The following is a 21,143-nucleotide window of genomic DNA, read 5'->3' as shown; positions in this document are numbered from 1 at the left end:
CTGACAGCGTGGGGTGCACGCCGAGGTGAGCGTTCGACCCCTATTGTTCCTCGGCCCAGGCAAAGCCATCGCGCGCGACCAGCGCACTGGCGGCGGCCGGCCCCCAGCTGCCTGCCGCATAGGTGCGCAGCCCGGTGGCATCACGGGCCCAGGCGTCGAGGATGGGCTCCACCCAGCGCCAAGCCTGCTCCTGCTCGTCGCTGCGCACGAACAGGTTCAGCCGGCCGGCGATGGCGTCAAGCAGCAGGCGTTCGTAGGCGCCCACCCGTTCGCTGGGGAAGGCCCGGTCGAAGTCCAGGTCCAGCTTGACGGGCGAGAGCTGCTCGCTGGGACCACTGCCCTTGGCCGCCATCAGGTGCAGCTCCAGTCCGTCCTCGGGCTGCAGCTTGATGACCAGCTTGTTGGGCAGCGAGGCGCTCGGGAAGATCGGGTGCGGCACCTCGCGGAAGTTGATCACGATCTGGGCGTCCCGCGCGGCCAGCCGCTTGCCGGTGCGCAGGTAGAAGGGCACGCCCGCCCAGCGCCAGTTCTGCACCTCGGTGCGCAGGGCGACGAAGGTCTCGCAGAGGCTGCCGGGCGGTACCTTCACCTCGTCCAGGTAGCCGGGCACGGCCTGGCCGGCCACGTTGCCGGCCTTGTACTGGCCGCGCAGCACATCGCGCGCGACGCTCTCGGGCGTGAAGGGCCGCAGTGATCGCAGAACCTTGAGCTTCTCGTCGCGGATCGCATCGGCATCGTTGGTCGACGGCGGCTCCATCGCGATCATGGTCAACAACTGCAGGGCGTGGTTCTGCACCATGTCGCGCAGGGCGCCGGTCTTGTCGTAGAAGTCGCCCCGCGTGCCCACGCCAATGGATTCCGCCAGCGTGATCTGGATGTTGGCGATGCTCTCGCGCCGCCACAATGGCTCGAACAGGGCGTTGGCAAAGCGCAGGGCCATCAGGTTCTGCACCGAAGGCTTGCCCAGGTAATGGTCGATGCGGAAGGCCTGGCGCTCGCTGAAGACGGAGCGCACCACGCGGTTGATCTCCTGCGCGCTGGCCAGATCGTGGCCCAGGGGCTTTTCGAGCACCACCCGCACCTGGGGGCCGTTCAGGCCCACGGCACCCAGTTGCTCGCAGATCACCGGGAACAGGTAGGGGCTGGTGGCCAGGTAAAGCACCGCCGTGTCGGCGCCGCGGGCATCAAGCCACTGCTTCAGGCCGGCATAGTCCTGCGGGTGCGACAGGTCCATGCGGCGGTAGTGCAGCAGCGCCGCAAAGCGGGCGAACTCCTCATCGCTGGGTCGCTTGGAGCTTTCGACCTCTGCAAAGCGGTCATGGATGAACTGGCGGTAGGCCTCGTCGCTGCGGTCGTCCCGGGCCACGGCGAGGATGCGTCCCCCTTCGGGCAGCTTGCCGTGGCGGAAGGCCTGGAAGAGGGCCGGCATCAGCTTGCGCCAGGTCAGGTCGCCGGTGCCGCCAAAGAAGACCAGGTCGAAGGACATGCTGTCGGCCGGTAATTTGGTTACGTCGATCGATGATGCATGACTTGCCGAGGGGGGTCAATTGTGGCCGGAGAAGGGGGATCCCTCCGTCGCCCTTGGGAAAACATCCTTGGGCGTGTCACCAAGTCGGGTTCTAATGGGCGTGTGGCACTTTCCTTGCACGCTTTTCGCGCACCATGAATCAGCTCGAACAACTCAAGGCCTACACCACCGTGGTGGCCGACACCGGTAACTTCAGGCAAATGGCGCAGTACGCGCCGCGTGATGCCACCACCAATCCTTCATTGATCCTCAAGGCGGTTCAGCAAGCTGATTACGCGCCGCTGTTGACGGCGGCTGTGGCGGCACACAAGGGGCGCCCGCTGGACGAAGTGGTGGACCGGGTGCTGGTGCGCTTCGGCCTGGAGATCCTGAAGGTTGTTCCGGGGCGGGTCTCCACCGAGGTGGATGCCCGCCTGTCCTTCGACACCGCGGCCACCATTGCACGTGCGCAGCGTCTGATCGCCATGTACGAGGCCGCTGGCATCAGCCGCGATCGCGTCCTGATCAAGGTTGCCTCCACCTGGGAAGGCATCCAGGCCGCGCGGGCCCTGGAGCAGCAGGGCATCCACTGCAACCTCACGCTGCTGTTCAGCTTCTGCCAGGCGGTGGCCTGTGGGGATGCGGGCGTGCAGCTGATCAGCCCCTTCGTCGGTCGCATCTACGACTGGTACAAGAAGCAGGCTGGTGCCAACTGGGATGAAGCCGCCATGGCGGGGGCCAACGACCCGGGGGTGCGTTCGGTGGCCAAGATCTTCCACTACTACAAGAAGTACGGCATCGCCACCGAGGTGATGGGGGCCAGCTTCCGCAACATCGGCCAGATCCTGGCCTTGGCAGGCTGTGACCTGCTGACCATCAGCCCCGATCTGCTGACCCAGCTGCAGGCCGCCGAAGGGCCGGTGACCCGGGCCCTGTCGCCCCAAGCCGAGGCGGCCGAGGTGCCCCACGGGTGCACCTTCAATGAAGCCCGCTTCCGCTGGGCCCTCAACGAGGATGCCATGGCCACCGAGAAGCTGGCCGAGGGCATCCGCCTGTTTGCCGCCGATGCGGTGAAGCTGGACGCGCTGATCCAGGGGAGCTGAGATGCCGGTGCCCCGCTGCGACGAGACCGCCGCCTGGGCGGCACTGCACCGTCACTTCGAGGACGGCGGTCGGGTCCTGGATCTGCGCCAGGCCTTTGCCAGCGAGCCGCACCGCTTCGAGCGCTTCGGCATTGAGGCGCCGGAGGTGTTCGCCGATCTCTCCAAGAACCGCTGGAGCGAGGCCACCCGGGTGCTGCTGCTCAGCCTGGCCCAGGAATGCGAGCTGACCGAGCGTCGCGATGCGATGCTGCGCGGCGAGCCCATCAACACCAGCGAGGGCCGCGCCGTGCTGCACACCGCACTGCGCGCGCCACGCGGCGAGGGGCCGCACAGCGACGCCGTGCATGACATGCTGGACCGCTTCCTGGCCTATGCCGAACAGGTGCGCGACACCGCCAGCAGCGGCTTCACCGACGTGGTCAACATCGGCATCGGTGGGTCTGATCTGGGTCCGCAGATGGCCGTGCCGGCGCTGGATGCCTGGTGCCATCCCGGCCTGCGCCTGCACTTCGTCTCCAACGTCGATGGGCACGACATCACCCCGGTGCTGCGTCGGCTGGACCCGACCCGCACGCTGTTCATCGTCGCCTCCAAGACCTTCACCACCCAGGAAACCATGGCCAATGCCCAGGTGGCCCGGGCCTGGTTCCTGGCGCAAGGGGGCACCGACCTGGGGCGGCATTTCGTTGGCGTGACGACCAACCTGGACGCCGCAGCCGAGTTCGGCATTCACCGCACCTTTGGCTTCTGGGACTGGGTGGGGGGGCGTTTCTCCCTGTGGAGCGCCATTGGCCTGCCCATCGCCATCGCCATCGGGGCGGAGAACTTCCGGGCCCTGCTGGCCGGCGCCCATGCCATGGACCGCCACTTCGCCGAGGCCCCGCTGGCTCAGAACCTGCCCGTGCAGCTGGGTCTGCTGGACGTCTGGTACCGCAACTTCCATGGCTTCACCAGCCGCTCGGTGGCACCTTATCACCAGGGGCTGCGTCGGCTGCCGGCCTACCTGCAGCAGCTGGAGATGGAGTCCAACGGCAAGCAGGTCGACGCCCAAGGCCGCACGCTGCCCCTGGCGACCAGCCCCGTGGTCTGGGGCGAGCCGGGCACCAACGGCCAGCATGCCTACTTCCAGATGCTGCACCAGGGCACGGACGTGGTGCCGGTGGAGTTCATCGCAGTCAAGCGGCCCACCCACACGCATGCCGACCTGCACACCATGCTGCTGGCCAACTGCCTGGCCCAGAGCCAGGCCCTGATGCAGGGCAAGACGGCAGCCCAGGCCGCCACCGAGCGCGCTCCCACCGCCTCACCCGATCTGCCGTCGGAGGTGCTGGCCCAGCAACGCTGCTTCCCCGGCAACCGGCCCAGCACCACGCTGTTGCTGGAAGAACTGACGCCCCGCGCGCTGGGGGCTCTGATCGCCCTGTACGAGCACCGCGTCTTCACCAGCGGTGCGCTGTGGGGCATCAACAGCTTCGACCAATGGGGTGTGGAACTCGGCAAGGCCTTGTGCAACCAACTGCTGCCAAAGCTGGTCAGCGGAGACACGGTGGGGCTGGACGGCTCCACGGCGGGCTTGCTTCAACGGCTGCGCGGTTGAGAGTCCCGAAGGTGGATGTCACAGGAGGATCCATGGATGCACTGACACGACGGACGGCCCGCGGCGGGCTGAGGCTTTTGCTGGGCGTGGTGATGGCGCTGGCCGTGGGGCTGGCCATGGCCAGCGACAAGCGAGGGGTGGGATTGAAGGATCGCATCGGAGCCCCCCAGTTGCAGGCCTTGAAGGTGAGCTGGTACTACACCTGGACCCCGCAACCCATGAACGACCCGGTGTCGGCCAAGTTCGTCCCCATGGTCTGGGGGGGACGTTGGCTGGACACCCAGATTTCCGCACTGCAAGGCAAGCCTGTGGCGTCCGAGCTGCTGGCCCTCAATGAGCCCGATCAGGTGGGGCAGTCCAACATGTCGGTGCAGGATGCGGCGGCCACCTGGGCCACGCTCAGCCAGTTGGGCACCCGCATCAGCTCGCCCGCCGCGGCCACGCCGCTGGGGGGCTGGGCGCTGAGTTTCGAGAAGCGCGCGAAGGCCTCCAATCTGCGCGTGGACTTCATGGCGATCCACCTCTACGGTCCGCCCGACCCCCAGAAATTCCTGCAGCGTCTGGACGCGGTCTACAAGCACTACCGCAAGCCGATCTGGATCACCGAGTTTGCCGTGGCCGACTGGAGCGCCCGCCAGGCCGGCACCAACCGCTATTCCGAGGACCAGGTCATGGCCTTCATGAAGGCGGTGATTCCCGAACTGGAGAAGCGCTCCTACGTGGAACGCTATGCCTGGTTTGGCGCCGGGCGTGGCAGTGGCAGCGAGGCCGTGCGGACCTCGCGCCTGGTGGACAGCCAGGGGGCACTGACGCCTCTGGGACGCGTGTATGCCAGCTTCTGAGTGGGCTGACGAGGGGACTCGCAGCCCCCACCTGATCTTCGATTTCGGTGGCGTGCTGTTTCGCTGGCAGCCCGCCCAGTTGCTGGCCCGGGTGCTCCCTGGGCGCATCGCTTCGACCGAAGAGGCCGAACATTGGAAGCGCCAGTTCTTCCAGGCCTACCAGGGCGACTGGGGGGCCTTCGACAGCGGGCTGATCAGTGCCGACGAGTGCCGCGACCGCATCGCCGCTCGCACCGGACTGAGCCGGGAGGAGGTGCAGGCGGTGATCGAGGCGGTGCCTCTGGAACTGGAACCCCAGCGGGGCACGGTGGCCATCCTGCGGGCCCTGAAGGCCGCCGGGCATCGGCTGTTCTTCCTCTCCAACATGCCCGAGCCCTATGCCCGTCATCTGGAACAGCACCACGACTTCCTGACCTGGTTCGAGGACGGCGTCTTCTCCGCCCGCGTGAAGACCGGCAAGCCGGGGTTGGACATCTTCCGGCTGGCGCTGGCCCGGTTCGGCGTGGCACCGGGGGATGCGCTGTTCATCGACGACCATGTCGAGAACATCGAGGCCGCCGCGCAGCTGGGGCTGCCGGCCCTGCGCTTCACCTCGCCGGCACGTCTGGCCGAGGATCTGATGGCGCGGGGACTGAATCTGTCCGGCGTGTCCTGGCCCGACGCCACTGCCGGGTCGAGCTGAAGCCGGCCAGTTCGGCGGCCTGTTCGCGTGTCATGCCGCCGGTGTGGGCCTCTCCGGCCAGCACCAGGCGCACCTGCTCGACATGCTGGCGGGGCGACACCCCGGCATGCAGTTGGAACAGCCGCGTCAGGTGGCGCGGGGTGACATGGGCCAAGGCCGCCATCCGCGCCAGGCTCCAGTCCTCGCCCGGGGCTTCGACCACCGCGTTCTGGACGGCATGGACCGCCGGGTGCAGGTGCCGCCGTCCGGCCAGCAGCGGGGAGCGCTCTGGATCCTGCTGCCCGCGGCGGTGGAACACCACCATCACCTGCGCGACGGCTGAGGCCGGTCCTTCCCCCAGCACTTCGGCGATCAGGTGCAGGGCCAGATCAATGCCCGCGGTGACGCCAGCACTGCTCCAGACAGGGCCATCCTGCACAAACACGCGGTTGCCTTGCACTTTGCAGTGCGGCGCCAGCCGGGCCAGGTCGTCCAGCAATTCGTGGTGGGTGGTTGCTTCGCGATGGGCCAGCAGGCCGGCGTCTGCGGCCAGCAGGGCCCCCGAGCAGACGGTCAACAGCCGGTGCGGGCTGGCCGGAGTACCCAGTGCCGGCCCCAGGGTGCGATTCAGCCAGTCTCTCGTCGCCAGCCAGGCGGGCTCCTGCTGAACGACATCCCGGGCCTCGCCGGGGCGCCCCAGCAGCCAGACCCAGCTGGGCGCCGGCAGCGTGCTGGGCAGAGGGGTCAGTCCTTCCAGTGCCAGGCCCACGGAGCTGACGGCCTGCGGGGCCGGGCTGACGAAGTGCATCGCAAAGGACGGCGGCAGGCCTCGGCGGGCGCACTGCTGGTTGGCCAGGCGGAACGCCTCGGCCGGACCGGCCAGGTCCAGCAGCAAGGTGTCGGGCAGCACCACGAACCAGAGGTTCACGGGGTCCCTGGGTGGGCTCATTCGGTTGGATCCCATGGGTAGTCCAGCTGGCGGGCGGTGCGCTGGGCCAGTTCCACACCGGCGCATCGTCGCACCAGGTGCAGGCTCAGGTCCAGACCTGCCGCGATGCCGGCCGAGCTGAGCACCCGGCCGGTGTCCACCCAGCGCCGGTCGGGCCGCAGCCGCAGATGCGGGTGCTGACGGCCCAAGGCCTCGAGGTCCTCCCAGTGTGTGGTGGCCTCGGCATCCCGCAGCAGGCCCGCATCCGCCAGCAGGAAGGCGCCGGTGCAGATGGAGGCCACCCAGCCGGCACCCTGGCCCAGGCTGCGCAGGGTGGCGAGAAAGTCCCTGTCGCGCTGCAGCCCGTCCACCACACCGCCGGGCACGATCAGCAGGTCGGGTGGGGGCGCATCCGGCAGTGCCAGGTCCGGCTGCAGACCCAGCCCGGCCCTGGCGCGCACGGGTCGCCCATCGGGCGAGGCGGTGCGCAGCTGAAAGGGTGGGCGGAAGGACTGGACATCCGGCGCCTCCCGCTGCGCCACCCGGTTTGCCGTGGTGAAGACTTCGTAGGGGCCGGCGAAGTCCAGCAGTTCGACCTCGTCGAACATCAGCAACAGGATGTCCGTGGGGCGGCGGTCCTGCCTCATGCGGCCTCCGCTGCGGCGGCCCGCGCCAGCGCCTGCGTCACGCTGCAGACCGTGGCAAAACGCCCGGCCAGCACGGTCTCGGTCCGTTCACGCAGCTGGGCCGCGGTGATCAGGTTGCCGGCCGGGCTCACCATGTCGAAGGTCAGGGTCGCTTCGGTCACGTAGTCCACCTCCCAGCCCTCGTCACTGGCGTGGCGGGTGGTCGTCTCGCAGCATTGCTCGGTGCGGATGCCGGCCACGATCAGCCGGCGCAGCTTCCGTGCATGCAGCCAGTTGCCCAGCCCCGTGCCGACCAGGGCGCTGTGGCGGTGCTTTTCCACCACCGATGCGGCCTCAAAGGCCGGCAGGCCGGGCAGGGGGCGCACCAGTCCGCTGGCTTGCGCAAAGGGGTTGTCTGCCTGGGCCGGGCCGTCGGTGTGGAAGACCTGGACGATGGGCCATCCGGCGGCTTGTGCGCCTTTCAACAGGCGGTGGGTGGCGTCCAGATAGGCCGGTAGCTCGGCCGTGGACCAATAAGGCCGGGCCGTGAAGGAGGCCTGGACATCGATGAGCAGCACAGCAGTGTCAGGAGAGGACATGGTGATCACCTTGGATGAAGGGCAGTGATCGCCATGGTGTCTGGCGATGTCTTGCGGGTGCAGGCCGTGGTGGGACCAGTTGCAGCCAATTCAGGACATGCCGGGGGTGAATCCTGTGCCGAGGTGGTCGGGGTTGACAGGTCTGAACTCCGCCGTGATGTCGGTTTTGTTTCCCCGTTTGTGCTCAGGGTTTCTCTTCCACCATGCCGACAGGCGCAGTGAAACAGGTCCGGTGTCCGGGCCGGCTGTCGCCACCAGGGAGTTCACATGTCTGTTTCTGCTGTCAGCAGTGGTGCCGTGGATTGGTCGTCCTCGAGTGTGGCCGACACCGCCAAGCAGTTCCATCAACTGGGCAAGGCCCTGCGCCAGGGCGATCTGGATGCCGCCAAGGATGCCTACAAGGACATCCTGAAGAACCCGCCGCCCAACGCCACCTGGAATCCGGATGGTGCCTTTGCGCAGGTGGGCAAGGCCCTGGCCCAGGGCGATGTCCAGGGCGCCAAGTCGGTGGCCGCCGATGCGATCAAGGAACTCCGTGCCAGCCGGCAACCGCTGCCGCCGGTGAGCGACCCGGTGCCGACGGGTGCCGAGAGCATGGCCACCTCGGCAGGCTCGATCGACGTGATGGCCTGAGCCTGCGGGCTTTCCGGCTCAGGCGGCGCTGGCCAGCCAGCGCTCCGTGAGCCGGACCCACAGCGCGGCGCCCTGAGGGATCAGCGCGTCGTTGAAGTCGTAGTGCGGGTTGTGCAGCGTGCATGGCCCCACCTGTCGCGCCGTCCCGTCGTGGGGCGTGCGGTGTTCCCCGCTGCCATTGCCGATCATGAAGTAGGCGCCGGGCGTCTTCTCCAGGAAGAAGCTGAAGTCCTCGGCGGTCATCGCCGGCTCCATCTCCAGGGTGTGGTCCGGCCCGGCCACCTCGCGCATCACGTCGCGCAGGAAGGTGACTTCGCGGTCGTGGTTGACCGTGGGCGGGTAGTTGCGGTGAAAGTGGAATTCGGCCGTCGCCCCGAACGCCGCTGCGGTGTGTTCAGCGATCTCGCCCATGCGGCGCTCGATCAGGTCCAGCACCCCGGTGGAGAAGGTGCGCACCGTGCCCTGGATCTCGCAGTGGTCCGGCACCACGTTCGAGGCCTCGCCGGTGTGGATCATCGTCACCGAGATCACGGCCGTGTCCAGCGGCTTCTTGTTGCGCGTCACGATGGTCTGGAAGGCCTGCACCATCTGACAGGCCACCGGCACCGGGTCGATGCCCAGGTGGGGCAGGGCGGCATGGGCCCCCTTGCCGCGGATCACGATGCGGAACTCGTTGCTGGAGGCCATGATCGGCCCCTTGCAGACGGCGAAGTGGCCGCTGGGGATGCCGGGCCAGTTGTGCAGGCCGAAGATGGCCTCCATCGGAAAGCGTTCGAACAGGCCGTCGGCGATCATCTCGCGCGCGCCGCCGCCGCCTTCCTCCGCGGGTTGGAACACCAGGTACACCGTGCCGTCAAAGCGGCCATGGCGCGCCAGGTGGCGGGCCGCGGCCAGCAGCATGGTGGTGTGGCCGTCGTGGCCGCAGGCGTGCATCTTGCCGGGATGGCGGCTGGCGTGGGCAAAGCTGTTGCGCTCGGTGATCGGCAGGGCGTCCATGTCGGCCCGCAGACCCAGCGTGCGCCCGCTGCTGCCGCGACGCAGGATGCCCACCACCCCGGTGCGGCCCAGTCCGCGGTGCACCTCGATGCCCCAGCCCTCCAGCTGGCGGGCCACCAGTTCGGCCGTGCGGTGCTCCTCGAAGCAGAGCTCGGGATGGGCGTGGATGTCGCGTCGCAGCGCGACGAAATCGTCTGCTTGCGCTTGGAGGTCGGCCAGCAGGGTCATGGGAATCTCCGGGTCGGGGGTCGAGGATCTTAGCCGGGTGTCACTTCAGGTGCGCACGCCGCCATCCCCTGTGAGCATGGTGACTTCCACGAAATGCGAGCCCACGTGGTCCCGGGCGCTGAAACTCAGCGGGAAGCCGCCCAGCTGCAGCGTCCCCAGGCTTTCGAGGCCGCTGACCAGGCCATCCCGCCCGCGGCCGCCACGACTCAGGCCGTCCACCAGCACGCGCGCGGCGATGTAGCCCTCCAGGCTGGTGTAGTTGGGCTTGAGCTTGGGGTCCGCGGCCTTCAGGGCGGCCAGGTAGTCGCGCACGATGCCACTGGTCGTGGAGAAGGGGCTGGGCACCACCTGGGTGACCATCACCCCCCGAGCATCGGGACCCAGGGCGTCGGACAGCGCCTGCGTGCCCACGAAGGACACGTTGAAGAAGGTGCCGCCGTAGCCGGCCTGGCGGGCGGCGCGGATGAAGGCGGCGCAGCTGCCGTAGGCGCTGATCAGCACGATGGCGTCCGGGCGGGCTGCGGTCAGCGTCTTGACGGCGGCGGCCACGTCGCTGCTGTTGCGCTCCACCGTGCCCACGGCCACCGGGCTCAACTGCCGTGATTGCAGCGCCTTGGTCACGCCGTCCAGGCCGGCCTGGCCGTAGCTGTCGTTCTGGCGGAACACGCCGATCTTCTTCAGGCCCAGCTGGGTGAGGTGCTTGACGATGAGCGCCGTCTCGTCCTCGTAGGAGGCCCGGATGTGGAAGACGTTGCGGTTGAAGGGGTTGCGCAGCCCCATCGCGCCGGTCAGCGGGGCGACCAAGGGCACCTTGGCGGCCGTCAACAGGGGCAGCGCCGCCAGCGTGGTGGGGGTGCCCACATAGCCGAACAGGGCGAACACCTCGTCGGACAGGAAGCGCTCGGTGTTGAGCCGGCAGCGCTCGGGCTCGTAACCGTCGTCCAGCGCACGCAACTCGATCTGTGCGCCGGCCACGCCGCCGCTGGCATTGACCTTGTCGAAGACCAGACGGGCGCCACGGTTGAACTGCAGGCCCAGTTGGGCTGCCGGGCCGGTGAGCGCGGCCGACTGGCCCAGCACGATGCGCCCCTCGCGGGCCTGGGCGAGCACCCCCGTGGGGAGGGCTGCGGCCACCCCCAGGGCGGCGCTGCGTTGAAGAACGGTACGGCGGTTGACTGCGTGCATGAACTTCCCTGAACGTGATGCCCTTTTGGAGCTGACCGATTGTTGCAAAAGGTCAGGCGATGTTGACGTTTCGGGCAGGAGGGAACCGCAGGCTTGTGTGACCGGCTGTGACATCATGCCGGGATGAGCCTGACCCGTGATCCATCGGCCGCCACGCGTGTGATCCACGTGGCCTGCCCGCACGACTGTCCCGACACCTGCGCCATCCGCGTGACCGTCGAAGGCGAGCGCCTGATCCGCCTGCAAGGTGAACCCGATCACCCCACCACCCACGGGGCCTTGTGCACCAAGGTTTCCCGTTACGCCGAGCGCAACAGCCACCCCGAGCGGGTGTTGCAGCCCCTGCGCCGCGTCGGTCCCAAGGGTTCCGGGCAGTTCGAGCCGGTGGGCTGGGACGAGGCCCTGGACGACATCGCCGCGCGACTGAAGGCCATCGCCGCGCGCGATCCGCAGGCCATCCTGCCCTACAGCTACGCGGGCACCATGGGCTTCGTGCAGGGCGAGGCCATGGCCGGCCGCTTCTTCCACCGGCTGGGGGCCTCGCAGCTCAACCGCACCATCTGTGCCGAAGCCGGGGCCACCGGGCTGGCGCTGACCTACGGTGCGACCGTGGGCATGCACCTGGAACACTTCGCCGAGAGCCGCCTCATCCTGATCTGGGGCAGCAACTCCATCGCCTCCAACCTGCACTTCTGGACCTATGCCCAGGCGGCCAAGCGGGGCGGCGCCAAGCTGATCGCGATCGACCCGCGGCGCACCGAGACGGCCGAGAAGTGTCACCAGCACATCGCCCTGCGGCCCGGCACCGACAGCGCCCTGGCCCTGGGCCTGATGCACGAGCTGGTGGTGAACGACTGGCTGGACCACGACTACCTGGCCCGGCATGTGGAAGGCTGGCCCGCGCTGCGCGAGCGTGCGCTGCAGTGGCCGCCCGAGCGCGCGGCCGAGGTCTGCGGCATCAGCGCCGACGAGGTGCGCGGCCTGGCGCGCGACTATGGCAGCACCGCCCCGGCGGCCATCCGCCTGAACTACGGCATGCAGCGCGTGGCCGGTGGCGGCAACGCCGCCCGGCTGATCGCACTGCTGCCCTGCCTGGTGGGGGCCTGGCGCCACCGGGCCGGGGGCCTGCTGCTGTCGGCCTCCGGCTGGAACAAGCCCTTCCGCAACCGAGCGCTGGAGCGCCCGGACCTGCTGGCCGGCCGCCAGCCGCGCAGCATCAACATGAGCACCATCGGCGACGATCTGCTGCGCGAGGCCTCGCCCGCCTTCGGGCCGAAGATCGAGGCCCTGGTCGTCTACAACAGCAACCCGGTGGCGGTGGCGCCCGAATCGGCCAAGGTGGTGGCGGGCTTCCGCCGTGAGGACCTCTTCACCGTGGTGCTCGAGCACTTCCTGACCGACACCGCGGACCATGCCGACTACGTGCTGCCTGCCACCACCCAGCTGGAACACTGGGACGTGCACGCCAGCTACGGCCACACCTACCTGCTGATCAACGAGCCGGCGCTGCCGCCGGCCGGGCAGGCGCGCTCCAACGCCGAGATCTTCCGTCAGCTGGCCGCGCGCATGGGCTTTGACGAGCCCTGCTTCCAGGACGACGACTTGAGTCTGGCCCGTCAGGCCTTCGAGGTGGACTTCGACGAGCTGCGCCGCGTGGGCTGGCTCAAGCTGCCGGTGCCCGAGGCACCGTTCGCCGAGGGCCGCTTCTTCACCCCCAGCGGCAAGGCCCGCGCCTGCGCGCCCGGCCTGCCGCTGCCCGACCATGTGCCCAACCACGAGAGCGCCGAGCGCGATCCGGCGCTGGCGCAGCGCTACCCGCTGGCCATGATCTCGCCGCCGGCGCGCAACTTCCTCAACTCCAGCTTCGTCAACGTCAAGAGCCTGCGCGACATCGAAGGCGAGCCGCTGCTGGAGATCTGCGCGGCCGATGCCCAGGCCCGCGGTCTGGCCGACGGCCAGCCGGTGCGGGTCTTCAACGACCGGGGCGAGTACCACTGCGTGGCCCGTGTCAGCCCGCGCGCCCGGCCGGGTGTGGTGAACGGCCTGGGCGTGTGGTGGCGCAAGCTGGGTCGCAACGGCACCAACGTCAACCAGCTGACCCACCAGCGTCTGACCGACCTGGGCGAGGCCCCGTGCTTCTACGACTGCCTGGTGGAGGTGGCGCCCCTGTGAGGGCGGCCTTCAAGATGACGTGGCGACGGCTGGCGCGCTGGGCCGCCTGGGTGGGGGGCTCCGGCCTGGGCGTGCTGCTGCTGAGCCTGGGGACGCTGTGCCTGACCTCCGGCTGCAGCTCGGTCGGCTACCTCTGGCAGTCGGCCGGCGGGCACCTCAGCCTGCTGCACAGCGCCCGACCGGTGAACGACTGGGTGCAGGACCCGCAGACCGATGCCGCCCTGCGCGAGCGCCTGCAACTGAGCCAGCGCATGCGCGACTTCGCCATCCAGGAACTGGACCTGCCCGACAACGGCAGCTACCGGCGCTATGCCGACCTGCACCGCGGCGCGGCGGTGTGGAACGTGGTGGCGGCACCTGAGCTTTCGCTCACCCTGCAGACCTGGTGCTTTCCGGTGGTGGGCTGTGTGGGCTACCGCGGCTACTTCGACGAGGCCGCTGCCCAGACCGCCGGGGACGCCCTGCGCGCCGAAGGGCTGGAGGTCAGCGTCTACCCGGTGCCGGCCTACTCCACGCTGGGCATGAGCAACTGGCTGGGGGGCGACCCGCTGCTCAACACCTTCATCCGCTGGCCCGAAGGCGAACTGGCTCGGCTGATCTTCCATGAGCTGTCGCACCAGGTGGTCTATGCCGCGGGCGACACCGCCTTCAACGAGAGCTTTGCCACCGCGGTGGAGCAGATCGGTGCCCGGCGCTGGCTGAGCCGCTTCGGTGACGAGGCCGCCCGGCGCGAGTACGCCGCGCTGGAGCAGCGGCGCCAGGACTTCCGGGCCCTGACCGGCCGCACCCGGGCGGCCCTGCAGGCGCTGTACGCCAGCCCGCTGGGCGACGAGGCCAAGCGCCAGCGCAAGGCAGCCTTGTTCGCGCAGATGCGGGCCGACTACGCTGCGCTGCGCGACGGCCCCTGGCAGGGCTTCGCCGGCTACGACCGCTTCTTTGCCCAGGCCAACAACGCCTCGTTGGGGGTGCTGGGAGCCTACCTGCAATGGGTGCCGGCCTTCCAGGCCCTCTTCCTGCAGGAGGGGGAGAACTTCCCCCGTTTTTATGCTGCCGTGCAGCGCCTGGCCGACCAGGCCCGGCCTGAGCGTGAACGGGCGCTGCAAGCCCTCATGCCGACGGTGGCCACCAACTCCAAGGAGCCATGACATGTCCGATCTGAAGATGCACCGCGACCACCAACTGGGCCTGGAGCGGGCCCGACAGGTGGCCCAGGACTGGGCCGGCTATGCCGAGAAGAAGCTGGACATGCGCTGCACCGTGCAGCGCGGCAGCGACTGCGACGTGATCGAGTTCAACCGCTCGGGTGTCAAAGGCACGCTGACCGTGACGGCGGAGCGCTTCGACCTGCAGGCCCAGCTGGGTCTGCTGTTCAAGGCCTTCGCCGGCAAGATCGAAGCGGAGACCGGCCGGATGCTGGACGAGGCCCTGGCCAAGGCATCGTCGAAGAAGGCCTGACCGGGCCGGCCGAGCCCGGGCGCCTTGCCGCGGCGCTCAGTCCTTGAGCGATTCGATCAGGTCGATGTAGGCCTGCTTGGCCTGGTCGGCGGTCTGGCCCTTCAGATTGGACCAGGCGTCCCACTTGGCGCGGGCCACGAAGTCCATCATGCCGGGGCGCTCACCCTGCACATCGCCCTCGGTGGCCTGCTTGTAGAGCGAATAGATCTTCAGCAGCGTCATGTTGTCGGGCTTTTCCGGCAGCTGCTTGCTTTCGGCCACGGCGGTCTGGAACAGGGTGGACAGGTCGGACATGGTGGTCTCCAAAACGGAATGAACGTTCGTGCGGATATTAACCAGTCCCGCACCGTTCCGACCCGGCGTTCGTGGGGGCAGCGACACGGGGGGGCGTCCAAGCCGCGGGGGGCTCGCTGCCGGGCTGCTGGCGCAGCTGTCGCAGGGTGTCGCGTGCCTCTGGGGTGAGATAGGGCGCGACCAAGGCCAGGACCTGCCCCACGCCTTCCGTGAGTGTCCGCTCTGCCTGGGGAGCCTCCAGTGCCAATCTTGGGGCCCGCGCGAAGGCAAAGCTGTGCCAGCCATTGAGCACCAGCACCAGGGCGGTGGCGAGGTCGTCGATCTCGGCTGAGTTCATCCCTGCGTCTCCGCCGGTCACCAGCCCTCCCAAGAGGGCCCGGGCCGCCTCGGTCTGGCGCGCCAGCATGGCCTGGACCTGCTGCTCCAGCTGCCGGTTGCGGCTGAGCAGCTCATTGAGGTCGCGCAGCAGGAAGCGGTGCTTGTGCGCCAGCGCCAGCTGGGCCTGGATGCATTGCCAGGCCTCGGTGGTCCGGCGCACGGCCGGGGCCTGGGCCAGCACGCCGTCGAGGGCCTGCAGATCCTCGGCCACCAGCGCATCGAGCAAAGCGTTCTTGGTGGGGTAGTGGTAATGCAGGTTGCCAGGGCTGATGCCCAGTTCGGCGGCGATCCGGGTGGTGGAAATGTTGGGCTCGCCGAAGCGGTTGTAGAGCGCCCGCGCCGCCTCGAGGATGCGCTGGGGGGTGCGGCGGGGCGGTTTGGCGACCATGGCCGGGTCAATCTAGCACCCGGACATGTCGTGGGCCCTTGGCACTCTCCCTAGAATCGCGCCCATGCCCGCCATCAGTTTCCAGGGCGTCACCAAGGTGTACCAGGGAGGGCAGGGCCCGTTCCGGGCCCTGGATGGCGTCAGCTTCGACATCGCCGAGGGTGAGTTCTTCGGCCTGCTGGGTCCCAACGGAGCCGGCAAGACCACCCTCATCAGCATCCTGGCCGGCCTGGCCCGCGCCACCGAGGGCCGGGTCACCGTGATGGGCCACGATGTGCTGAGCGACTTTGCCCAGGCCCGCCACGCCCTGGGCATCGTGCCGCAGGAACTGGTGTTCGACCCCTTCTTCTCGGTGCGCGAGACCTTGCGCATCCAGAGCGGCTACTTCGGCGTGCGCCACAACGACGACTGGATCGACGAGGTCCTGGCCGGCCTGGGCCTGGCCGACAAGGCCGATGCCAACATGCGCCAGCTTTCCGGCGGCATGAAGCGCCGCGTGCTGGTGGCCCAGGCCCTGGTGCACCGGCCGCCGGTCATCGTGCTGGACGAGCCCACCGCCGGCGTGGACGTGGAACTGCGCCAGACCCTCTGGCAGTTCGTCGCCCGCCTGAACCAGCAGGGCCACACCGTGCTGCTGACCACCCACTACCTGGAAGAGGCCGAGGCCCTGTGCGGGCGCATCGCCATGCTCAAACGCGGCCAGATCGTGGCGCTGGACCGCACCAGCAACCTGCTGCACGCGGCCGGCGGCAGCATGCTGCGCTTCAAGACGGACGACGCCCTGCCGCCGGCGCTGCAGGCCCGCGCCCGCGTGACCGGCCGCATCGCCCAGGTGAGTGCGCGCGACGCCGCCGACGTGGAGGCCGTGCTGGCCCAGCTGCGCGCCGCCGGCGTGCGGGTGGAGGACCTGGAGATCGGCCGGGCCGATCTGGAGGACGTGTTCCTGGCCATCATGCAGGGCACGGCCACACCATCGCCCGCCCCGCGCCAGGAGGTGTCGGCATGAACGCCCCCGAACGCCTGCTGCCAGCCCGCCCGACGCCTGAATTCGGCCCGCTGGCCGGTGCCCGCACCCTGTTCTACAAGGAGGTGCTGCGCTTCTGGAAGGTCAGCTTCCAGACCGTCGGCGCGCCGGTGCTGACCGCGGTGCTCTACCTGCTGATCTTCGGCCATGTGCTGGAGGACCATGTGAAGGTCTATGGCCAGATCGCCTACACCGCCTTCCTGATCCCGGGCCTGGTGATGATGAGCGTGCTGCAGAACGCCTTCGCCAACACCTCGTCCAGTCTGATCCAGAGCAAGATCACCGGCAACCTGGTGTTCCTGCTGGTCACGCCGCTGTCGCACTGGGCCTGGTTCCTGGCCTATGTGGGCGCGGCCGTCGTCCGGGGTCTGGTGGTAGGCCTGGGCGTGCTGGCGGTCACTGTCTGGTTCGGCCCGCCCGGCCTGGTGCAGCCGCTGTGGGTGTTGGCCTTTGCGCTGCTGGGCGCGGGCCTGATGGGGGCGCTGGGCCTGATCGCCGGGCTGTGGGCCGAGAAGTTCGACCAGATGGCCGCCTTCCAGAATTTCCTGGTCATGCCCATGACCATGCTGGCCGGGGTGTTCTATTCGGTGTCGACGCTGCCGCCATTCTGGCGGGCGGCCAGCCACTTCAACCCTTTCTTCTACATGATCGATGGCTTCCGCCACGGCTTCTTCGGCGTCAGCGATGTCGAGCCCTGGATCAGCCTGGCGGTGGTGGGCGGGGCTTTCCTGGTGGTCTCGGCGATCACGCTGCGCCTGCTCAAGTCCGGCTACAAGCTCCGGAATTGAGTCCGGAGTGACGGCGGCAAGGGCATATCGGCGATAATCTGCGCATCATGGCCAATCCCACCCCCGCCCAGCTCCACGCGTACATTGCCGCCGGCCTCGGCTGCGATCACCTGGACGTGCAGGGCGACGGCCAGCACTTCTACGCCACCATCGTCTCGCCCGAGTTCGAAGGCCTGTCGCGCGTGCACCGCCACCAGCGGGTGTACACCGCCCTGGGCGAGCGCATGCGCGCTGAGATCCACGCCCTCTCGATGAAGACCCTGACCCCGGCCGAATGGGCCGCCCAGGGCCCCGCCGCCGCGCTGCAGGCGCCGGCTGAACACCGCCATTGACCCTCTCCCGCGGTCCGGACCGTGGGTGATGGGTGACGTCGCGGTGGCGATGGATCCCTTCCCATCCCCCCAGGTTCGGACGGCCCCTTCCCGACCAGACCAATCCCCATCATGGACAGACTTCTCATCCGCGGCGGCCAGCCCCTGCACGGCGAAGTGACCATCTCCGGTGCCAAGAACGCGGCCCTGCCCGAACTGTGCGCCGCGCTCCTGACCGCCCAGCCCGTCACGCTGAGCAATGTGCCCAAGCTGCAGGACGTGGCCACCACCCTGAAGGTGCTGCGGCACCTGGGCGCCAGCGCCGAGCGTGACGCCGAGCGGCCGGACGTGGTGCGCATCGACGCCGGCCCCGTGCACTCGACCGAGGCGCCCTACGAGCTGGTCAAGACCATGCGGGCTTCCATCCTGGTGCTGGGGCCGCTGCTGGCCCGCTTCGGGGCGGCCAAGGTTTCGCTGCCGGGCGGCTGCGCCATCGGCTCGCGGCCGGTGGACCAGCACATCAAGGGCCTGCAGGCCATGGGCGCGGAGATCACCGTGCAGCACGGCTACATCCAGGCCCTGGCACCGCAGGGCGAGGGCGGCCTGCGCCGCCTGCGCGGCGCGCGCATCACGACCGACATGGTCACCGTCACCGGCACCGAGAACCTGATGATGGCCGCGGCCCTGGCCGATGGCGAGACCATCCTGGAGAACGCGGCGCGCGAGCCCGAGATCCCCGACCTGGCCGAGATGCTCATCAAGATGGGTGCGCAGATCGAAGGACACGGCACGCACCGCATCCGCATCTGGGGCGTGGAGCGCCTGAACGCGCCCGAGGGCGGCCACCGCATCGTGCCCGACCGCATTGAGGCCGGCACCTTCCTGTGCGCGGTGGCAGCGGCCGGCGGCGACGTTGTCTTGCGCGACGCCCGTGCCACGCACCTGGACGCGGTGATCGACAAGCTGCGCGAGGCGGGCATGACCATCACCGCGGGCGAGGACTGGATCCGCATCCAGGCCACGGCGCGGCCCAAGGCGGTCAGCTTCCGCACCACCGAATACCCCGGCTTCCCCACCGACATGCAGGCCCAGTTCATGGCCGTCAACTGCGTGGCCGAGGGCGCGGCGCGGATCGCCGAGACCATCTTCGAGAACCGCTTCATGCACGTCAACGAGCTGATCCGCCTGGGCGCGCAGATCGTCGTGGACGGCCACACCGCGATGGTCACCGGGGTCGCGCACCTGTCGGGTGCCACCGTGATGGCCACCGACCTGCGGGCCTCGGCCAGCCTGGTCATCGCCGGCCTGGTGGCCGAGGGCACCACCGCGGTGGACCGCATCTACCACCTGGACCGCGGCTACGACCGCATGGAAGACAAGCTGCGCGCCATCGGCGCCAACATCGAACGCGTGAGCGAAAGGACCGGCGCATGATCACGCTGGCGCTGTCCAAGGGACGCATCTTCGAAGAGACCCTGCCGCTGCTGGCGGCCGCGGGCATCACCGTCACCGAGGACCCGGAGAAGAGCCGCAAGCTCATTCTGCCGACCAACCAGCCCGATGTGCGGGTGGTGCTGGTGCGGGCCACCGACGTGCCGACCTACGTCCAGTACGGCGGTGCCGACATGGGCGTGGCCGGCAAGGACGTGCTGCTGGAGCATGGCGGCGAGGGCCTGTACCAGCCGCTGGACCTGAACATCGCCAAGTGCCGCATGAGCGTGGCGGTGCGCGCCGACTTCGACTACGCCACTGCGGTGCGCCAGGGTTCGCGTCTGCGCGTGGCCACCAAGTACACCCATGTGGCCCGGCAGCACTTTGCCGACAAGGGCATGCATGTGGACCTGATCAAGCTCTACGGCTCGATGGAGCTGGCCCCGCTGACCGGGCTGGCCGATGCCATCGTGGACCTGGTCTCCACCGGCAAGACCCTGCAGGCCAACCACCTGGTCGAGGTCGAGCAGATCATGGAGATCTCCTCCCGTCTGGTGGTCAACCAGGCCGCGCTCAAGCTCAAGCGCACCCGCCTCAAGCCCCTGATCGACGCCTTTGCCTCGGCCATCCAGCCCTGAATTCCCCGTCCTCCGGACCCTTGCCATGACCGCCCTGAACCTGCGCCAGCTCGCCACCACCGCCGCCGACTTCGAGAGCGAATTCGCCCGGCTGCGACACTGGTCCGCAGACACGGACGCGGCCATCGAGCAGCGCGTGGCCGACATCCTGGCCGATGTGCAGGCCCGGGGTGACGCCGCGGTGCTCGAGTACACCGCCCGCTTCGATGGTCTGAGCGCCGACAGCGTGGCAGCGCTGGAGCTGACCCGCGAGGAGTTGAAGGCCGCCTTCGAGGCCATCACCCCGGCCCAGCGCAGCGCGCTGCAGGCCGCCGCGGCCCGCGTGCGCAGCTACCACGAGCGCCAGCTGGCCGCCAGCGGCCAGAGCTGGAGCTACCGCGATGAGGACGGCACGCTGCTGGGCCAGAAGGTCACACCGCTGGACCGCGTGGGCATCTACGTGCCCGGTGGCAAGGCCGCTTACCCCTCCAGCGTGTTGATGAACGCCATCCCCGCCCATGTGGCCGGCGTGGGCGAGATCATCATGGTGGTGCCCACCCCCAAGGGTGAAAAGAACGCGCTGGTGCTGGCCGCGGCCTATGTGGCCGGCGTGACCCGCGCCTTCACCATCGGCGGCGCCCAGGCCGTGGCCGCGCTGGCTTACGGCACCGCCACCGTGCCGGCGGTGGACAAGATCACCGGCCCGGGCAATGCCTACGTGGCCAGCGCCAAGCGCCGCGTCTTCGGCCAGGTGGGCATCGACATGATCGCCGGCCCCAGCGAGATCCTGGTGCTGGCCGACGGCAGCACGCCGCCCGAGTGGGTGGCGATGGACCTGTTCAGCCAGGCCGAGCACGACGAGCTGGCGCAGAGCATCCTGCTGTGCCCGGACGCCGCCTACCTGGACCGTGTACGCGCCGAGATCGAGCGCCTGCTGCCCACCATGCCGCGCCAGGCCGTGATCCGCGCCAGCCTGGAAGGCCGTGGCGCGCTGATCCACACCCGCTCGATGGAAGAGGCCTGCACGATCAGCAACCGCATCGCGCCCGAGCACCTGGAGGTCTCCAGCGCCGAGCCGAACCGCTGGGAGCCGCTGCTCAAGCATGCCGGCGCCATCTTCCTGGGGGCCTACACCAGCGAAAGCCTGGGCGACTACTGCGCCGGCCCCAACCACGTGCTGCCCACCTCGGGCACCGCGCGCTTCTCCTCGCCGCTGGGCACCTACGACTTCCAGAAGCGCTCCAGCCTGATCGAGGTCAGCGCCGAAGGCGCGCAGATCCTCGGCCCCATCGCCGCCGAACTGGCCTATGGCGAGGGCCTGCAGGGCCACGCCCGGGCGGCCGAGCTGCGACTGAAGAACCGAGCCGAACGAGCCTGAAG

At 69.0% G+C, this 21,143-nt stretch carries 22 protein-coding genes; 14 read left to right on the top strand and 8 right to left on the bottom strand.

What is annotated here, in order from left to right:
- Positions 1-40: 40 nt before the first annotated feature.
- Complete coding sequence (zwf, locus tag M0L44_RS11040; protein WP_252769768.1) at positions 41-1,486, bottom strand: glucose-6-phosphate dehydrogenase; 1,446 nt, start codon at positions 1,484-1,486, stop codon at positions 41-43.
- A gap of 176 nt (positions 1,487-1,662) precedes the next feature.
- On the opposite strand from zwf, the gene tal reads away from it, so the two are divergent.
- The 4 genes from tal to M0L44_RS11020 are packed head-to-tail and all read left to right on the top strand — an operon-like array spanning position 1,663 to position 5,731.
- The gene (tal, locus tag M0L44_RS11035; RefSeq protein ID WP_252769767.1) at positions 1,663-2,610 is read left to right on the top strand and encodes a transaldolase; all 948 of its coding nucleotides are present in this window, start codon (positions 1,663-1,665) and stop codon (positions 2,608-2,610) included.
- 1 nt (position 2,611) lies between these two features.
- Complete coding sequence (gene pgi, locus M0L44_RS11030; protein WP_252769766.1) at positions 2,612-4,207, top strand: glucose-6-phosphate isomerase; 1,596 nt, start codon at positions 2,612-2,614, stop codon at positions 4,205-4,207.
- Positions 4,208-4,239: 32 nt separating this feature from the next.
- The gene (locus M0L44_RS11025; protein ID WP_252769765.1) at positions 4,240-5,049 is read left to right on the top strand and encodes a glycoside hydrolase family protein; all 810 of its coding nucleotides are present in this window, start codon (positions 4,240-4,242) and stop codon (positions 5,047-5,049) included.
- Positions 5,036-5,731: an HAD family hydrolase gene (locus M0L44_RS11020; RefSeq protein WP_252769764.1), complete on the top strand. Its 696-nt coding sequence runs from the start codon at positions 5,036-5,038 to the stop codon at positions 5,729-5,731. Before M0L44_RS11025 ends, M0L44_RS11020 begins: the two co-directional genes overlap by 14 nt.
- Here M0L44_RS11020 and M0L44_RS11015 read toward each other — a convergent pair.
- Genes M0L44_RS11015 through M0L44_RS11005 form a run of 3 tightly spaced genes read right to left on the bottom strand, consistent with a single transcriptional unit; the run spans position 5,637 to position 7,863 of the window.
- Positions 5,637-6,659 carry a GlxA family transcriptional regulator gene (locus tag M0L44_RS11015; RefSeq protein WP_252769763.1) on the bottom strand — a complete coding sequence of 341 codons (1,023 nt, stop codon included), beginning with the start codon at positions 6,657-6,659 and terminating at the stop codon, positions 5,637-5,639. The two genes, M0L44_RS11020 and M0L44_RS11015, sit on opposite strands and share 95 nt — an antisense overlap.
- Positions 6,656-7,285, bottom strand: a complete 630-nt coding sequence (locus M0L44_RS11010; protein WP_252769762.1) for a GlxA family transcriptional regulator — start codon at positions 7,283-7,285, stop codon at positions 6,656-6,658. The genes M0L44_RS11015 and M0L44_RS11010 overlap by 4 nt, the downstream gene beginning before the upstream one ends.
- On the bottom strand, positions 7,282-7,863 hold the full coding sequence (locus tag M0L44_RS11005) for a cysteine hydrolase family protein (RefSeq protein WP_252769761.1): 582 nt from the start codon (positions 7,861-7,863) through the stop codon (positions 7,282-7,284). The genes M0L44_RS11010 and M0L44_RS11005 overlap by 4 nt, the downstream gene beginning before the upstream one ends.
- A gap of 267 nt (positions 7,864-8,130) precedes the next feature.
- On the opposite strand from M0L44_RS11005, the gene M0L44_RS11000 reads away from it, so the two are divergent.
- Positions 8,131-8,496 carry a hypothetical protein gene (locus M0L44_RS11000; RefSeq protein WP_252769760.1) on the top strand — a complete coding sequence of 122 codons (366 nt, stop codon included), beginning with the start codon at positions 8,131-8,133 and terminating at the stop codon, positions 8,494-8,496.
- A gap of 18 nt (positions 8,497-8,514) precedes the next feature.
- Here the strand turns inward: M0L44_RS11000 and M0L44_RS10995 are convergent, their stop codons facing one another.
- Both M0L44_RS10995 and M0L44_RS10990 read right to left on the bottom strand, forming a co-directional pair.
- On the bottom strand, positions 8,515-9,720 hold the full coding sequence (locus M0L44_RS10995; RefSeq protein ID WP_252769759.1) for a M20 aminoacylase family protein: 1,206 nt from the start codon (positions 9,718-9,720) through the stop codon (positions 8,515-8,517).
- Between the two features lie 45 nt (positions 9,721-9,765).
- Positions 9,766-10,905, bottom strand: coding sequence for an ABC transporter substrate-binding protein (locus M0L44_RS10990; protein WP_252769758.1), 1,140 nt, complete (start codon positions 10,903-10,905; stop codon positions 9,766-9,768).
- Positions 10,906-11,028: 123 nt separating this feature from the next.
- On the opposite strand from M0L44_RS10990, the gene M0L44_RS10985 reads away from it, so the two are divergent.
- The 3 genes from M0L44_RS10985 to M0L44_RS10975 are packed head-to-tail and all read left to right on the top strand — an operon-like array spanning position 11,029 to position 14,532.
- A complete protein-coding gene (locus tag M0L44_RS10985) occupies positions 11,029-13,077 on the top strand; it encodes a molybdopterin-containing oxidoreductase family protein (protein WP_252769757.1) in 2,049 nt (682 codons plus the stop codon).
- A gap of 14 nt (positions 13,078-13,091) precedes the next feature.
- A complete protein-coding gene (locus M0L44_RS10980; protein ID WP_252769756.1) occupies positions 13,092-14,222 on the top strand; it encodes an aminopeptidase in 1,131 nt (376 codons plus the stop codon).
- A gap of 1 nt (position 14,223) precedes the next feature.
- The gene (locus tag M0L44_RS10975) at positions 14,224-14,532 is read left to right on the top strand and encodes a polyhydroxyalkanoic acid system family protein (protein ID WP_252769755.1); all 309 of its coding nucleotides are present in this window, start codon (positions 14,224-14,226) and stop codon (positions 14,530-14,532) included.
- Positions 14,533-14,568: 36 nt separating this feature from the next.
- Here the strand turns inward: M0L44_RS10975 and M0L44_RS10970 are convergent, their stop codons facing one another.
- On the bottom strand, positions 14,569-14,826 hold the full coding sequence (locus M0L44_RS10970) for an acyl-CoA-binding protein (protein WP_252769754.1): 258 nt from the start codon (positions 14,824-14,826) through the stop codon (positions 14,569-14,571).
- A gap of 37 nt (positions 14,827-14,863) precedes the next feature.
- Positions 14,864-15,592 (bottom strand): TetR/AcrR family transcriptional regulator, encoded by a 729-nt coding sequence (locus M0L44_RS10965; RefSeq protein ID WP_252769753.1) that lies wholly within the window; start codon positions 15,590-15,592, stop codon positions 14,864-14,866.
- Positions 15,593-15,656: 64 nt separating this feature from the next.
- Here M0L44_RS10965 and M0L44_RS10960 point away from each other — a divergent pair, with 64 nt between their 5' ends.
- The 6 genes from M0L44_RS10960 to hisD all read left to right on the top strand — a co-directional run bounded on the left by M0L44_RS10960 (position 15,657) and on the right by hisD (position 21,141).
- Positions 15,657-16,598: an ABC transporter ATP-binding protein gene (locus M0L44_RS10960; RefSeq protein ID WP_252769752.1), complete on the top strand. Its 942-nt coding sequence runs from the start codon at positions 15,657-15,659 to the stop codon at positions 16,596-16,598.
- A complete protein-coding gene (locus M0L44_RS10955; RefSeq protein ID WP_435526410.1) occupies positions 16,595-17,404 on the top strand; it encodes an ABC transporter permease in 810 nt (269 codons plus the stop codon). The genes M0L44_RS10960 and M0L44_RS10955 overlap by 4 nt, the downstream gene beginning before the upstream one ends.
- Before the next feature lie 47 nt (positions 17,405-17,451).
- Complete coding sequence (locus tag M0L44_RS10950; RefSeq protein WP_252769751.1) at positions 17,452-17,736, top strand: BolA family protein; 285 nt, start codon at positions 17,452-17,454, stop codon at positions 17,734-17,736.
- 111 nt (positions 17,737-17,847) lie between these two features.
- Positions 17,848-19,149, top strand: coding sequence for a UDP-N-acetylglucosamine 1-carboxyvinyltransferase (murA, locus tag M0L44_RS10945; protein WP_252769750.1), 1,302 nt, complete (start codon positions 17,848-17,850; stop codon positions 19,147-19,149).
- Complete coding sequence (gene hisG / locus M0L44_RS10940) at positions 19,146-19,784, top strand: ATP phosphoribosyltransferase (protein WP_151122777.1); 639 nt, start codon at positions 19,146-19,148, stop codon at positions 19,782-19,784. The genes murA and hisG overlap by 4 nt, the downstream gene beginning before the upstream one ends.
- Before the next feature lie 25 nt (positions 19,785-19,809).
- Positions 19,810-21,141: a histidinol dehydrogenase gene (hisD, locus tag M0L44_RS10935; protein WP_252769749.1), complete on the top strand. Its 1,332-nt coding sequence runs from the start codon at positions 19,810-19,812 to the stop codon at positions 21,139-21,141.
- The last annotated feature ends 2 nt before the right edge of the window (positions 21,142-21,143 follow it).

The sequence above is a fragment of the Ideonella oryzae genome (assembly GCF_024055665.1).
GTDB classification, from domain to species: Bacteria; Pseudomonadota; Gammaproteobacteria; order Burkholderiales; family Burkholderiaceae_C; genus Ideonella; species Ideonella oryzae.
This window is presented reverse-complemented; position numbering and strand designations above follow the sequence as displayed.

Excerpts from the sequence above, each read along its gene's own strand:
- M0L44_RS10990 (WP_252769758.1), bottom strand. The coding sequence starts at position 10,905 with ATGCACGCAGTCAACCGCCGTACCGTTCTTCAACGCAGCGCCGCCCTG.
- M0L44_RS11005 (WP_252769761.1), bottom strand. The coding sequence starts at position 7,863 with ATGTCCTCTCCTGACACTGCTGTGCTGCTCATCGATGTCCAGGCCTCC.
- M0L44_RS11010 (WP_252769762.1), bottom strand. The coding sequence starts at position 7,285 with ATGAGGCAGGACCGCCGCCCCACGGACATCCTGTTGCTGATGTTCGAC.
- M0L44_RS10980 (WP_252769756.1), top strand. The coding sequence starts at position 13,092 with ATGACGTGGCGACGGCTGGCGCGCTGGGCCGCCTGGGTGGGGGGCTCC.
- M0L44_RS11015 (WP_252769763.1), bottom strand. The coding sequence starts at position 6,659 with ATGAGCCCACCCAGGGACCCCGTGAACCTCTGGTTCGTGGTGCTGCCC.
- M0L44_RS10970 (WP_252769754.1), bottom strand. The coding sequence starts at position 14,826 with ATGTCCGACCTGTCCACCCTGTTCCAGACCGCCGTGGCCGAAAGCAAG.
- M0L44_RS11000 (WP_252769760.1), top strand. The coding sequence starts at position 8,131 with ATGTCTGTTTCTGCTGTCAGCAGTGGTGCCGTGGATTGGTCGTCCTCG.
- hisD (WP_252769749.1), top strand. The coding sequence starts at position 19,810 with ATGACCGCCCTGAACCTGCGCCAGCTCGCCACCACCGCCGCCGACTTC.
- M0L44_RS10975 (WP_252769755.1), top strand. The coding sequence starts at position 14,224 with ATGTCCGATCTGAAGATGCACCGCGACCACCAACTGGGCCTGGAGCGG.
- pgi (WP_252769766.1), top strand. The coding sequence starts at position 2,612 with ATGCCGGTGCCCCGCTGCGACGAGACCGCCGCCTGGGCGGCACTGCAC.
- M0L44_RS10960 (WP_252769752.1), top strand. The coding sequence starts at position 15,657 with ATGCCCGCCATCAGTTTCCAGGGCGTCACCAAGGTGTACCAGGGAGGG.
- M0L44_RS10995 (WP_252769759.1), bottom strand. The coding sequence starts at position 9,720 with ATGACCCTGCTGGCCGACCTCCAAGCGCAAGCAGACGATTTCGTCGCG.
- murA (WP_252769750.1), top strand. The coding sequence starts at position 17,848 with ATGGACAGACTTCTCATCCGCGGCGGCCAGCCCCTGCACGGCGAAGTG.
- M0L44_RS10950 (WP_252769751.1), top strand. The coding sequence starts at position 17,452 with ATGGCCAATCCCACCCCCGCCCAGCTCCACGCGTACATTGCCGCCGGC.
- M0L44_RS10965 (WP_252769753.1), bottom strand. The coding sequence starts at position 15,592 with ATGGTCGCCAAACCGCCCCGCCGCACCCCCCAGCGCATCCTCGAGGCG.
- hisG (WP_151122777.1), top strand. The coding sequence starts at position 19,146 with ATGATCACGCTGGCGCTGTCCAAGGGACGCATCTTCGAAGAGACCCTG.
- M0L44_RS10985 (WP_252769757.1), top strand. The coding sequence starts at position 11,029 with ATGAGCCTGACCCGTGATCCATCGGCCGCCACGCGTGTGATCCACGTG.
- zwf (WP_252769768.1), bottom strand. The coding sequence starts at position 1,486 with ATGTCCTTCGACCTGGTCTTCTTTGGCGGCACCGGCGACCTGACCTGG.
- tal (WP_252769767.1), top strand. The coding sequence starts at position 1,663 with ATGAATCAGCTCGAACAACTCAAGGCCTACACCACCGTGGTGGCCGAC.
- M0L44_RS11020 (WP_252769764.1), top strand. The coding sequence starts at position 5,036 with ATGCCAGCTTCTGAGTGGGCTGACGAGGGGACTCGCAGCCCCCACCTG.
- M0L44_RS11025 (WP_252769765.1), top strand. The coding sequence starts at position 4,240 with ATGGATGCACTGACACGACGGACGGCCCGCGGCGGGCTGAGGCTTTTG.
- M0L44_RS10955 (WP_435526410.1), top strand. The coding sequence starts at position 16,595 with ATGAACGCCCCCGAACGCCTGCTGCCAGCCCGCCCGACGCCTGAATTC.